The organism is Verrucomicrobiia bacterium (genome assembly GCA_035629335.1).
Lineage (GTDB): Bacteria > Patescibacteriota > Saccharimonadia > Saccharimonadales > Saccharimonadaceae > DASUUR01.
Genome location: DASPIB010000001.1, coordinates 421,254 through 433,120 on the forward strand (window position 1 = coordinate 421,254; position 11,867 = coordinate 433,120).

General features: G+C 49.5%; 14 protein-coding genes. 13 read left to right on the forward strand and 1 reads right to left on the reverse strand.

The genetic code is table 11. The features are described from left to right. The first annotated feature begins 161 nt into the window (after positions 1 to 161). The 9 genes from gap to VD907_02415 all read left to right on the forward strand — a co-directional run bounded on the left by gap (position 162) and on the right by VD907_02415 (position 7,998). The gene (gene gap, locus VD907_02375; protein ID HYG83698.1) at positions 162 to 1,184 is read left to right on the forward strand and encodes a type I glyceraldehyde-3-phosphate dehydrogenase; all 1,023 of its coding nucleotides are present in this window, start codon (positions 162 to 164) and stop codon (positions 1,182 to 1,184) included. Positions 1,185 to 1,194: 10 nt separating this feature from the next. Beyond that, positions 1,195 to 1,650 (forward strand): RpiB/LacA/LacB family sugar-phosphate isomerase, encoded by a 456-nt coding sequence (locus VD907_02380; GenBank protein ID HYG83699.1) that lies wholly within the window; start codon positions 1,195 to 1,197, stop codon positions 1,648 to 1,650. Beyond that, positions 1,650 to 2,300, forward strand: coding sequence for a hypothetical protein (locus tag VD907_02385; GenBank protein ID HYG83700.1), 651 nt, complete (start codon positions 1,650 to 1,652; stop codon positions 2,298 to 2,300). Before VD907_02380 ends, VD907_02385 begins: the two co-directional genes overlap by 1 nt. Positions 2,301 to 2,311: 11 nt before the next feature. Then, positions 2,312 to 3,160 carry a transketolase gene (locus VD907_02390; protein HYG83701.1) on the forward strand — a complete coding sequence of 283 codons (849 nt, stop codon included), beginning with the start codon at positions 2,312 to 2,314 and terminating at the stop codon, positions 3,158 to 3,160. After that, complete coding sequence (locus VD907_02395; GenBank protein HYG83702.1) at positions 3,157 to 4,152, forward strand: transketolase C-terminal domain-containing protein; 996 nt, start codon at positions 3,157 to 3,159, stop codon at positions 4,150 to 4,152. The genes VD907_02390 and VD907_02395 overlap by 4 nt, the downstream gene beginning before the upstream one ends. A 13-nt stretch (positions 4,153 to 4,165) precedes the next feature. Further along, the gene (locus VD907_02400) at positions 4,166 to 5,077 is read left to right on the forward strand and encodes a class II fructose-bisphosphate aldolase (GenBank protein HYG83703.1); all 912 of its coding nucleotides are present in this window, start codon (positions 4,166 to 4,168) and stop codon (positions 5,075 to 5,077) included. Between the two features lie 8 nt (positions 5,078 to 5,085). Further along, positions 5,086 to 6,057 (forward strand): carbohydrate kinase family protein, encoded by a 972-nt coding sequence (locus tag VD907_02405; protein HYG83704.1) that lies wholly within the window; start codon positions 5,086 to 5,088, stop codon positions 6,055 to 6,057. Between the two features lie 90 nt (positions 6,058 to 6,147). Further along, positions 6,148 to 7,389: a hypothetical protein gene (locus tag VD907_02410; protein ID HYG83705.1), complete on the forward strand. Its 1,242-nt coding sequence runs from the start codon at positions 6,148 to 6,150 to the stop codon at positions 7,387 to 7,389. A gap of 9 nt (positions 7,390 to 7,398) precedes the next feature. Continuing rightward, positions 7,399 to 7,998: a hypothetical protein gene (locus VD907_02415; GenBank protein HYG83706.1), complete on the forward strand. Its 600-nt coding sequence runs from the start codon at positions 7,399 to 7,401 to the stop codon at positions 7,996 to 7,998. Between the two features lie 54 nt (positions 7,999 to 8,052). On the opposite strand, the gene VD907_02420 is transcribed toward VD907_02415, so the two are convergent. Next, positions 8,053 to 8,544, reverse strand: a complete 492-nt coding sequence (locus VD907_02420; GenBank protein ID HYG83707.1) for a hypothetical protein — start codon at positions 8,542 to 8,544, stop codon at positions 8,053 to 8,055. A 136-nt stretch (positions 8,545 to 8,680) separates the two neighbouring features. On the opposite strand from VD907_02420, the gene uvrB reads away from it, so the two are divergent. From uvrB to gatC, 4 genes are all read left to right on the forward strand, one after another. Continuing rightward, positions 8,681 to 10,654, forward strand: a complete 1,974-nt coding sequence (uvrB, locus tag VD907_02425; GenBank protein ID HYG83708.1) for an excinuclease ABC subunit UvrB — start codon at positions 8,681 to 8,683, stop codon at positions 10,652 to 10,654. 101 nt (positions 10,655 to 10,755) lie between these two features. Then, positions 10,756 to 11,052 carry a hypothetical protein gene (locus tag VD907_02430; protein ID HYG83709.1) on the forward strand — a complete coding sequence of 99 codons (297 nt, stop codon included), beginning with the start codon at positions 10,756 to 10,758 and terminating at the stop codon, positions 11,050 to 11,052. A 111-nt stretch (positions 11,053 to 11,163) separates the two neighbouring features. Then, a complete protein-coding gene (locus VD907_02435; GenBank protein ID HYG83710.1) occupies positions 11,164 to 11,448 on the forward strand; it encodes a hypothetical protein in 285 nt (94 codons plus the stop codon). A gap of 126 nt (positions 11,449 to 11,574) precedes the next feature. Beyond that, positions 11,575 to 11,865, forward strand: coding sequence for an Asp-tRNA(Asn)/Glu-tRNA(Gln) amidotransferase subunit GatC (gatC, locus tag VD907_02440; protein ID HYG83711.1), 291 nt, complete (start codon positions 11,575 to 11,577; stop codon positions 11,863 to 11,865). The last annotated feature ends 2 nt before the right edge of the window (positions 11,866 to 11,867 follow it).

Here is an 11,867-nt window from a genome sequence, read left to right on the forward strand (position 1 = left end):
CAATTCTGACTCCGCTTAATTAAATCATGATAAAAAAATCTTGTAAATAATAATGTTTTCCGGCGCTAAACACGATCAGAGTTAGTTTCCTTAGCGCACCCTTTACTGATTTGCGATTATGCTTATAATAAGCATAAAAGACATAAACCGAAGGGAGAGCCATGGCTCGAGTAAAAGTTGCTATCAATGGATTTGGCCGAATTGGCCGTAATGCCTTTAAAATTGCTTTCGAACGCGACGACATTGAGATTGTCGCCGTCAACGACCTTACCGATGCGAAAACGCTGGCACATCTGTTAAAATACGACTCTAATTATGGAATTTACCAGCACGAAGTGCAAGCGAGCGATGGAGAAATCGTGGTCAATGGCACGAAAATTCAGGTGCTTGCTGAACGTGAACCAGGTAAGCTGCCGTGGCGCGACTTACATATTGACGTGGTGATTGAAAGCACGGGCTTTTTTGTCGATCCGAAATTAGCTCGAGCGCATATCGACCAAGCGGGTGCTAAAAAAGTGATTATTAGCGCGCCAGCCAAGGGCGAAGGCTCGGATACGATTGTGCTTGGGGTTAACGAGGACAAGCTAAAAGCAGATGATGTTAAAGACGTGCTCAACAACGGTAGCTGCACGACAAACTGCATCACGCCAGTTATGGCAGTGCTCGAGAGCAATTTTGGCATTGAAAAAGCCATGATGACCACTGTGCATAGCTACACTGCCGATCAACGCCTGCAAGATGCACCCCATAAAGACCTGCGCCGCGCCCGGGCTGCTGCCGAAAATATTGTCCCAACCAGTACCGGCGCGAGCCTCGCAGCTGGCCAGGTGATTCCATCTTTGAACGGTGTCTTTGGCGGGTTGTCGTTGCGGGTGCCGACACCGGTTGTGAGTTTAAGCGATTTTGTGGTCGTAACCAAGCGCGATACCACCGCTGAAGAAATTAATGAAGTCTTTAAGAAGGCAGCTGACCTGCCTTTTTACCAAGGAATTCTAGCGGTCACCGAAGAGCCAGTAGTATCGAGCGACATGAAAGGCAATAGCCATAGCGCAATTGTTGACCTGGGGCTCACCAGCGTGGTGGGCGGCAACCTAGTGAAAGTTGTGGCCTGGTATGATAACGAATGGGGTTTCTCGAACCGCCTCGTTGAATTAACGGCTGACGTTGGTCGGACGGTCAAATAGGTTTAGGACTATGAAGATTTTTCTTGCTGCCGATCACCAAGGCTTCCATATGAAGGAGGAGGTGTTTGCCTATTTATCAAAGCATGGCTACGACGTTGAAGACGTTGGGGATGCAGTGCTCGATCCCGAAGATGATTTCCCAGAATTCGCCCAACAAGCTGCACTGAAGGTACTCGGTGAAGATGAAAAAACCGATCCGCGAGCGATTCTTATTTGCGGTGGCGGCCAGGGCATGTGTATGGCCGCAAATCGCTTTCGCGGTATTCGGGCCAGTGTTATCTGGGACGCTTACGAAGCCAAAATGACACGCAACGACAACGACAGCAACGTACTTTGCCTGCCATCACGAGTACTGCAGGACGACGAACAAGCCTGGAAGGGCATAATTGAAACTTGGCTCAATACCCCATTTGCCGGTGCGGCGCGCTACGTTCGGCGTAACCGCCAATTAGACGAGTTGTCGTGATGCCGGTGGTGTGTCCTTGCATTACTGCTTCGACGCCGGCTGAATACCAGCAGCAGCTTGAACGAGTAACGCCTTTTGCTAGCCGGATTCATGTTGATTTCATGGATGGCAGCTTTGCGCCTACCAAAAGTATCGCACCAATTCAAGCCTGGTGGCCAGAGACACTCAAGGCGGACCTGCATGTTATGTTTCAGAAGCCTTTGCAGCATCTGGAGACGTTAATAAGTTTGCAGCCACACCTAATTATTGTGCATGCCGAGGCAGAAGGTGACCTTGTGGGTATGCTCGAGCATATTAAAAAGCTGCACATAAAGGCAGGGGTGGCGTTACTGCAGTCAACCGCGCCTGAAACCGCCCGCGCACTCATCGAGGCCGCCGATCATGTTTTGATTTTTAGTGGTGATTTAGGGAAGTTCGGCGGGCAAGCCGACATGATGCTGCTTGATAAAGTTGCGGCGGTAAAAGCAATTAATCCGATAGCGGAAATCGGTTGGGATGGCGGTGTAAATACTGCTACTGCCGGTGCGATTGCTCAAAGCGGCGTTGCGGTGCTGAACGCTGGCGGTGCAATTCAAAAAGCCCAGGATCCAAAAGCTGCTTACGACGCGCTGGTAGCTGCGCCTAGCTCAGAAAGCCAAGCTGCGCTATAATCATAAGCAGTATGACAATTAAGCAATTAGAGCAAAAAGCCAATCTTATTCGGCAAAGTATCATATCAATGCTGCTTGAAGCCGGCAGCGGCCATAGCGCCGGGCCGTTAGACCTCGCGGATATCTTCAGTGCGCTTTATTTTTCGGTCTTAAACCACGACCCAAAGAACCCGGATTGGGAAGAGCGTGACATTTTAATTCTAAGTAATGGTCACTGCGTGCCGGTGCGCTATGCGGCCATGGCAGAAGCCGGTTATTTCCCAAAGGAAGAGCTAAAAACTCTGCGCAAGTTCGGTTCTCGGCTGCAAGGCCACCCTGAACGATTAAAGCTACCGGGGCTGGAAACCACCAGCGGCCCGCTGGGCAGTGGCCTGAGCCAGTCGGCGGGTATGGCGTATGCGCTGAAGTACTTCCAAAAAAATACTCGGCGCCAAGTATATACTGTGACGGGAGATGGCGAGCTGAATGAAGGTAATATTTGGGAGGGTGTGATGTTTGCCGCCAAATATCGCCTCAGCAACTTAACAGTAATCGTTGACCGCAACAACATCCAGATTGATGGCAATACCGAAGATATAATGCCGCTTGAAGACCTCCATGCTAAATGGGAGGCTTTTGGCTGGCACGTGCAAGAAATTGACGGTCATAACATCGAGAGTATCATCGATGCGTGCAGCATGGCCCGGGCGATCGTTGAAAAACCGAGTGTCATTATTGCCCATACCATTCCCGGTAAAGACGTCGACTTTATGGAGTACGATTACCACTGGCACGGCATGCCGCCAAATTCTGACCAAGCCAAAGAAGCGCTTCATAAGCTCCGTTCGCTGTCTGGCCGTATAACAGGAGAACACGAATGAAATCTGACATGCATTTACGAGAAGATGCCTTTACCGAACAAGTACCAAAGGAACCGATTCGTAAAGGCTTTGGCCGAGGGCTCCTCGAAGCCGGAAAGCGCGACGAACAGGTGGTGGCTCTTTGCGCTGACCTAACCGATTCCACCCAAATGAGCCTATTTAAAGAAGAATTTCCCGATCGATTTATTGAAGTCGGGGTGGCCGAACAAAACCTGGTGACTGTATCAAGTGGCATGTCGGCCCTGGGATATATTCCGTTTTGTTCAAGTTATGCGGCCTTTAGCCCGGGGCGAAACTGGGAACAAATCCGGACAACGATTGCGCTGAATGATCGGCCGGTAAAAATTGTTGGCTCGCACGCTGGCATTAGTGTTGGTCCAGACGGCGCCACTCACCAAATGCTCGAGGATATTGCTTTGATGCGTGTGCTGCCAAACATGGTGGTGGTGGCACCGGGCGATAGCGTGGAAGCCGAAAAAGCAACGATGGCGCTAGCGCAAGACAAGCGGCCAGGGTATATTCGTTTAGCACGCGATAAATCTCCGATTTTCACTACCGATAAGACACCATTTACGCTAGGAAAAGCCTACGTGCTCCGTGAAGGCCACGACATCACACTGCTCGGCACCGGTGCGATGACCTACCAGCTACTGGCGGCCGCAAAAATGCTAGCGGGTGATGGCATTGAAGCCGAAGTGGTACATGTGCCAACAATAAAGCCGCTTGATGAAAAAACCATCATTCAAAGTGTCAAGAAGACTGGCCGGGCGCTTTCTGCCGAAGAAGGTCAGGCGGCGGCCGGATTCGGAAGCGCGATTGCTGAACTGCTTACCGAGCAACTACCCACACCGCTCAAGCGCATTGGCATTCCTGATATCTTTGGTGAATCAGGGAAGCCCGAAGAGCTGCTGAAGCATTTTGGCCTCACCGGCACCCAGATGGCACTGCAAATTCACGACTTTATCGCTAACACCCCACAATACCATCAATAAAGGGAACAACACTATGGGTTTAAGTATTCAAGAAATTCGCAACCGTACCTTACGGGCGCGACACCTCATGCAGCGCTCGCGTCAGCAAGATTTTGCGGTCGGCGCTTTTAATATCGATAATCAAGAAACGCTCATCGCCGTGGCGCGGGCAGCGCAAGCCAAGCGGTCACCAGTGTTGGTGGAGGTTAGTGATGGCGAAGTAAAAGCCATTGGCCTTGAGAATATTCGCGATATGGTTGATAACTACCGCCAGGAATATGGCATCGAAATGTACTTAAACCTCGATCATAGCCCGAGCGTTGAAGCCGCCAAGCGCGGTATTGACGCCGGTTTTGAATTCATTCATATCGATATCAGCCAGGCCAATCATGAAGCTAGCGACGAAGAAATTATTGCCGGCACCAAAGAGGTAGTGGCTTACGCTAAATTTACGGGCGCGCTAGTAGAAAGCGAACCGCACTACTTTGGCGGCGGCTCGAATGTCTTTACGGAGGCAATCGATTACGAAGAAATTAGAAAAACCTTCAGCACCCCCGAAGGCGCAGCCGCGTTTGTAGAGGCAACGGGCATCGACACTTTTGCTGCGGCTATCGGCAACCTGCACGGTAAATATCCGGTGCCAAAAGAGCTCGACCTTGAACTACTAGCTCAAATCCGCAAAGCCATCCCCTGTGCTATTAGCTTGCATGGCGGCAGCGGCACTCCGCTACATTATTTTGAAGAAGCCGCCAAAATCGGCGTCAGCAAAATAAATATTAATAGCGATATGCGCTACGTATTTCGTAAAACCCTTGAAAAAGTCTTGGCGGATAACCCTACCGAATATGCGGTGGTAAAACTTATGCCCGAGGTATATAAAGCTGTGCAGCAAGTGGTTGAAGAAAAAATTGAGGCCTTTGGGAGTGCCGGGAAAGCCGTGGTCTAGGAGAAAATATGCGACACGATCAGATAAGAATGGTAGCAGTGGGCACGGCAACGCAAGATGTATTTTTGGTCGGTGGAAAAATCTTCACCCCCTACTACGAAAATGGTGAAGATTTTACCCACATTCCGCTTGGCGAAAAGCTCGTAATGGACGATGTGGTGTTTGCCTCTGGAGGAAACGCTATGAACGCCGCCGTCACTTTCGCTCGCCAGGGGCTGTACAGCGAGTTTATTGGCTTTGTTGGTAATGATCCGGCCGGGCTCGCTATTGCCCGCGAGCTCGACGACGAAGGCGTCAGTACCCGATCGTTACATCAAGAAGATCATTTTAAAACCAGCTACTCTTCAATATTATTGGCGCCAAACGGGGAGCGCACGATTCTGCGCTTTTATGGTTCCACGCGCAGCCTAGAAGCAAAAGATTACGACCTTAGTCCGCTTGCCGAAGCCGATTGGGTGTATTTATCGTCGGTTGGCTCGATGGAACTGCTCGAACGCTGCGTCACTGAAGCTGCCAAACACGGTGTACAAATCGCTTTTAACCCTGGTACGGCCGAACTTACTTCACCGAAAAAAGTTCTGTCACTACTCGAAGATGTTAGTGTTTTGATTACTAACAAAGACGAAATGAAAAAACTCGTCCAAGGGGAAACCATGGCCGAACTCGTCCGTCACGCAGCGCGGTTAGTGCCAACGGTGGTGATTTCTGACGGCCCAAATGGAGCAATAGCGACTGATGGCCAAGTGGTGGTTGAAGCAGGGATGTACGAAGACGTAGCGGTCACCGACCGAACCGGGGCCGGGGATGCCTTTGGCTCGGGGTTTGTTAGCCATTGGGCAAAGGGGGCACCGCTAGAGGATGCGATGACTTTCGCCAGTGCTAACTCGACCTCGGTGGTGCAGCACATCGGCGCTAAGGCCGGGATTCTGCATAAGGGCGCACCGCTCCATGACATGCCGCTGAAGCAAGTCGCCTTTTAAGCTGCCTATAGAACTCTGCAGGTACCCACGATTTGTATCGTGGCAATAATAAACGTTAGCATGATATACTGACATAAAACGAGGTAAAAAATGGCAAAGATATTACGAGATCTTTTAGATGCCGAAGAGCCCCTCTTTAGTTTAGCCTTACAGCAGCTCGAAAAAGCCAGCGGCGAACAAGGGGTCGATACACGATTAATAGGGGAAATTATTGAAAAAACCCATAGTTCAATGCGCGATTTAGGGTTGGACCCAAGTGATTGCACCGGGAAGGAATTTTACCAAGCACTGCTTAACCGGATCGAACAAGACAACCAGCGCGTAACGAAACTGATTGGCGGGAACGATCCGTCAGATGTACGAGCCATGGTGCCGCTGATCGTCGAGGCTGCTCATAAGGTTGGCGTTAACATGCAATCATGGGTGCTCAAACATGAAGTCGCTAAAGAACTACTGCGCAAAATGCCACCTAAAAAATTAATGGCGCACTTGGGCTATGACTCACTCGAGACGATGTTCGAGAACGAGAACCTGAGCGAAATGTACACCGCCCTACGCTTTTCTGAAGGCGGTGAGTGGCTCAATGCATACAACGAGTTATTTAAATCGGTGACGCCCGATGATTTTGAACCGCGCGACATCGAAATCGTGATAATGGATCACGACAAATACGTTGATCTGGCGGAAGGTTTTGTAAAAAAGAAGCTCCACAACATTACCCACACCAAAGAACTCGGCGTGATTGTGGTAGTGCCGATGCGTCAATTGCACATGAAAGGCATCACGCTGAAAAGCTTGCCGCTGATTTTTCACTACATCAATGAAATCCGGCTCTACTCGGCCTTCTTTAAGCTAAAGCGAACCACTAAGAACTTCGGTGCTACTGTAGTCGATACGCTGATTGCTGATCTGGACAATGCTAGCCAAATGGCAGGCCAATATGTGCACTGGCGAGTTATTCAACGTTATTTCGGCAAGCTAAAAGACGAAAGCCATCCCGAGGCCTTTCAGCCACACGTCCATCCAGAGGATCTGCACTGGCGCCGAGCCGAAGAAATGCTCTACGCGCTTGATCCCGAAATGAAATTCTGGAAAGACAAAGATTACGTGGGGCTATTGTTCGATGGCCTACCGGTTACGGTGAATTTGGTAGATGTGAGTCTTAGTTACTCAAACAGCGAACCTTACGAACGGCGCTATGTCTATCATTTTCGTGAAAGTTTGTGGAACGAAATTTTTATGCGCTATATGGGGCAAAAAAACCTGGAAGACCAGATTCTTAACCAGCTCGATAACGACATGATTGCCCCAGAAAGACTACCAAGAAAGTAAGGAGAAAAGATGAGTAAATTTCAGATTTGTGTATCAGGAGCAGCGGCCGGAAATACTGTACAATCATCGCATGAATTAGCCTTTGCAGTTGGCAAGGCGATTGCCGAAGCTGGGCATACGTTGGTAACCGGGGCAACGGTGGGCTTGCCGCATTATGCGGCTATGGGTGCAAAGTCGGTCAATGGGCTTTCGATTGGCTTTTCGCCAGCCGCTACCTACCGCGAACACATTAATTCGTACCATTTACCCACCAAAGAATTTGACTACATAAACTTTACTGGCATGGAATACGTCGGCCGAGACGTCCATTTAGTGCGTTCCAGTGATGCCGTTATCACTGTTGGCGGCCGCATGGGGAGCTTGCACGAATTTTCTACGGCCATTGAAAGCAATAAAGTTTGCGCCGTGCTCCTTGGAAGCGGCGGCTTAGCGGATTTTATCCCCACGCTGACCCAAAATGTCACTACGCCGCGAGTCAAAGGCATTATCTATGACACTGATCCGGTGCGCTTGGTAAAGCAGGTAATTGAAGTGCTGAATGAAAAATACGCCGACTTTAAAGAAGAAGTCGAAGACGAGGGCAAGGTTTCGCGAAATCGGAAGGGCTAAATAAAAAAGCGGTGCGTGGTCGAGAGAAGTAATCTCTCGACCACGCACCTCAGCCTACTTGAAGCATTCGAAGTGCTGTTGCACCGAAGGGTTGTTGAGCTTGTCCTGAAGCGTTTCGAACCTCATGTTGTCAAGGGAGGTTGTCCGCAGACCGTCGGTAGTCACTTCTTCTTCACCGAACTCATCAACGGCGATGGTCGTAGTGTACTGGTTCGGCTCTTGGTCCAGTTCCACGAGACATGTCTTACCGTTCTGGGCGCGGAAAGTGAAAGTGACTTGCCAGTGAGCCGGTTCAACCGAAACGGTTGAGCGCCTGTTCGCGCCTTTTCCGTTGGTCTTCGTCTCGCGGCTCTCTTTCTCGAAAACTGCCTTCATGTCGGTGACATGGCCGTTCATGGCGCTGGGCGTGTAGCCCAGCTGCTGTTCGAGATGCCTCAGGACTGCTGGACCGTCAGCAAAAGCCGGCGTCTGGGCAGGCACATCAGAACAGGCGACCGCACCACCCATGGCAAGCAATGCGATGAAAAGCCCAAGATGACTTCGCACACTTTCTCCTGAAGTTTGGCGATACGACGATTGATTATATAATATCATCATATAAATGTAAATAGTTCATTGAATGAATTGCCGCTATGGACTGGCTTAATTAAACTATCGATGATGCATGGTATAATTAAGTGATATGTCACAGCGCTTTTCGTTGCAGTCAAAATACGAACCAACCGGAGATCAACCGACGGCAATTGCCCAGTTGATAAACGGTTTGAATAAAGGCGAAAAAGAACAGACACTACTTGGCGTCACCGGTTCTGGTAAGACCTTTACTATGGCGAATATTATTCAAAATCGCCAAGCGCCAACTTTAGTGCTGGCGCATAACAAAACCTTAGCCGCGCAGTTATTCTCGGAATTCAAAGCTTTTTTCCCGGAAAATGAAGTCCACTACTTTGTGAGCTACTTCGATTACTACCAACCAGAAGCCTACATCGCGAGCAGCGATACTTACATCGAAAAAGATTCACGTATCAATGAAGAAATTGATCGCTTACGCCACGCAGCCACCAGCGCACTGTTGACCCGCCGCGACGTGATTATTGTCGCCAGTGTTAGCTGCATTTATGGCATTGGATCGCCTTCAGATTATGGTGAGATGGCTATTACGGTACAAAAAGGTGAACGCCGCCAGCGTGATAAGCTACTGCGCTGGCTGACCGACATTCAATACCAGCGCAATGATATCGATTTTCATCGCAGCACCTTTCGGGTTCGCGGTGATGTGGTTGATGTATTTCCGGCGGGGAGCGAGACTGCTTTTCGGATAGAATTCTTTGGCGACGAGATCGACCGCCTAACCCAAGTAGACCCGCTCACTGGTGAGATTCTCGACCAACCCGACATAATTAAAATCTTCCCGGGTAGCCACTACGTCACCCCGCAAGATAAATTAAAGGTAGCCATTGGTAAAATTAAAGACGAGCTTGAGGATCGCTTGGCTTATTTTGAAAAGCATAATAAGCTGCTCGAAGCTCAGCGCCTGGCCCAGCGCACCAAATACGACCTTGAAATGCTTGAAGAAACCGGTTTTGTAAAAGGTATCGAAAACTACTCGCGCTATCTTACCAATCGCGAGCCAGGTGAGCAACCGGCAACCCTGCTTGATTATTTCCCCGATGATTTCTTGCTGTTGATCGACGAAAGCCATATGACGATTCCGCAGGTGCGTGGCATGTACAACGGCGACCGCGCCCGCAAAGAAATGCTGGTGGAACACGGTTTTCGCTTGCCAAGCGCCCTCGATAACCGACCGCTGACATTTAGTGAATTCGAACGTCACATCAACCAAGTAATTTACGTTTCAGCGACACCAGCTGAATACGAGCTCACTCACTCGCCTGAACCAGCGCAGCAAGTGATCCGCCCAACTGGCTTATTAGACCCAATCATCGATATTCGTAAAACCGAAGGTCAAATTGATGACTTAATCGCCGAGATTCGCGACCGAATTGAAAAGCGCCAACGGGTGCTCATTACTACGCTTACAAAACGGATGGCTGAAGACCTCACTACCTATTTGCAAGAACTGAGTATTAAAACTGCCTATGTGCATTCAGATATTGATACGCTTGAGCGAGGTGACATTCTGCGCGACCTGCGCTTAGGAGTGTTCGACGTGCTGGTGGGTATTAACCTACTGCGCGAAGGGCTGGACTTGCCTGAAGTTAGCCTAGTAGCAATTATGGACGCCGACAAAGAGGGGTTCTTGCGTAGTGCCAGCGCCTTGGTACAGACGATTGGCCGTGCTGCCCGCCATCAAGAAGGACGGGTGATTATGTACGCCGACACCATCACTAAATCCATGCAGTACGCTATTGACGAAACCAATCGCCGTCGCTCAATTCAGGAAGCATATAATACCGAGCACGGCATTACTCCGCGAAGCGTGGCGAAAGAAGTCGACGAAGGCCTACGGGCGATTATTCCAACAAAAGAAGATGATAAAAAACCGAAGCTCGACCTCAAAAAAGTACCAAAAGACGAATACCAGCACCTTATTCGCGACCTTTCAGCTCAAATGGATCTCGCCGCCGCTAACCTTCAGTTTGAAAAAGCCGCCGAGCTTCGAGATATTATTGCTGAAATTAAAGCTAAGATGTAAACAATACGGCTATCCGACAAAACATCGATGGGTGGTAAAGGGGATGAGGGTACCCATGTTATTATTAGGTTGGAGCTGCGGCCTACATTAAAGGTGATCACATGGACGTGGAGCAGGATGCAGTTCGAGTGGTTTTTAGTAATCACGATAACCTACGCAGGCAGGCGGTAATTACGCCTATCGACCAGGCTTTTCGTGATAATGCCGAGGAGCTTTCAAAGTGGTGCGATCATCTTGTTGCAACACTAAGAGCTGTAATTATTGCTCAGTACAGTGAAAAAACGAAGTCGATCATGATTATCCAAAACAACAATGTTGGTTGTCGACCCGAAACATTCCATTATGTTGTGCTTGAAGAAATCAAACGAAAATTTTACGTAGACCAAGTGCGCCTATAGGCTGTAAGTATGCAGGTGTCAGAGCGCCGTTCGGGTGCAATTTTACATTGACACAAGACACGACCATCTGTATTATAAATTCTGTTCAGAGCCTCGTAGAGAAAGGGTAAAATGTCCAAGATTTCCGCTGAGGCCAAGAAGCACGACTTCCCCGACGAGCATGGTCACGTGCATAACATTGTCTTGACCTTTAATCCACTCAGTGATAAGCAGTCCACTGCGCTCGTTGACAGTGATTGGTACGATGAGCTTGCGAAGCTCTGCGCGGCGGCCCCGGGTGGCCTCAGCATGGGTGCCCGAGAGCTGCTTGCAGCTTACGACCCCATGTCGCCCGGTCACCGGCAGAAGGTGCTGGTGAAGCTTCACGAGCAGTTCGAGTTCGAGGATCCGTCGTAACGGGTAGTAAGCTCAGGCGTTGGGGACATCAGTCCTCAGCGCCACTTTTAATATGGCAATAATTTAGTCAGTAAAGAATGCCAGGATTCTTACTTTTACGGCAGAGTTTGCTATACTACTAGCAGTATGACACATATCTCTCGAGAAGAGGTGAGCCGACTGGCTTACCTTAGTAATATAGCGTTAACCGATAGCGAAATTGAACACCTCAAAGGCCAATTGGAAGATATTCTGGCTTATATCCGTCAGCTCAACGAGCTACCAACCGATAACATCGAACCTACCTATCAAGTAACCGATGCCACCCAGGCAACACGTGCCGACACAATCATTAATTATGGCCTTGGTCGTGATGAGCTATTGGCAAACGCACCGCAAGCCGAAGCCGGCCAAATTAAAGTGCCAAAGGTATTATAAAA

Excerpts from the sequence above, each read along its gene's own strand:
- gap (HYG83698.1), top strand. The coding sequence starts at position 162 with ATGGCTCGAGTAAAAGTTGCTATCAATGGATTTGGCCGAATTGGCCGT.
- VD907_02380 (HYG83699.1), top strand. The coding sequence starts at position 1,195 with ATGAAGATTTTTCTTGCTGCCGATCACCAAGGCTTCCATATGAAGGAG.
- VD907_02385 (HYG83700.1), top strand. The coding sequence starts at position 1,650 with ATGCCGGTGGTGTGTCCTTGCATTACTGCTTCGACGCCGGCTGAATAC.
- VD907_02390 (HYG83701.1), top strand. The coding sequence starts at position 2,312 with ATGACAATTAAGCAATTAGAGCAAAAAGCCAATCTTATTCGGCAAAGT.
- VD907_02395 (HYG83702.1), top strand. The coding sequence starts at position 3,157 with ATGAAATCTGACATGCATTTACGAGAAGATGCCTTTACCGAACAAGTA.
- VD907_02400 (HYG83703.1), top strand. The coding sequence starts at position 4,166 with ATGGGTTTAAGTATTCAAGAAATTCGCAACCGTACCTTACGGGCGCGA.
- VD907_02405 (HYG83704.1), top strand. The coding sequence starts at position 5,086 with ATGCGACACGATCAGATAAGAATGGTAGCAGTGGGCACGGCAACGCAA.
- VD907_02410 (HYG83705.1), top strand. The coding sequence starts at position 6,148 with ATGGCAAAGATATTACGAGATCTTTTAGATGCCGAAGAGCCCCTCTTT.
- VD907_02415 (HYG83706.1), top strand. The coding sequence starts at position 7,399 with ATGAGTAAATTTCAGATTTGTGTATCAGGAGCAGCGGCCGGAAATACT.
- uvrB (HYG83708.1), top strand. The coding sequence starts at position 8,681 with ATGTCACAGCGCTTTTCGTTGCAGTCAAAATACGAACCAACCGGAGAT.
- VD907_02430 (HYG83709.1), top strand. The coding sequence starts at position 10,756 with ATGGACGTGGAGCAGGATGCAGTTCGAGTGGTTTTTAGTAATCACGAT.
- VD907_02435 (HYG83710.1), top strand. The coding sequence starts at position 11,164 with ATGTCCAAGATTTCCGCTGAGGCCAAGAAGCACGACTTCCCCGACGAG.
- gatC (HYG83711.1), top strand. The coding sequence starts at position 11,575 with ATGACACATATCTCTCGAGAAGAGGTGAGCCGACTGGCTTACCTTAGT.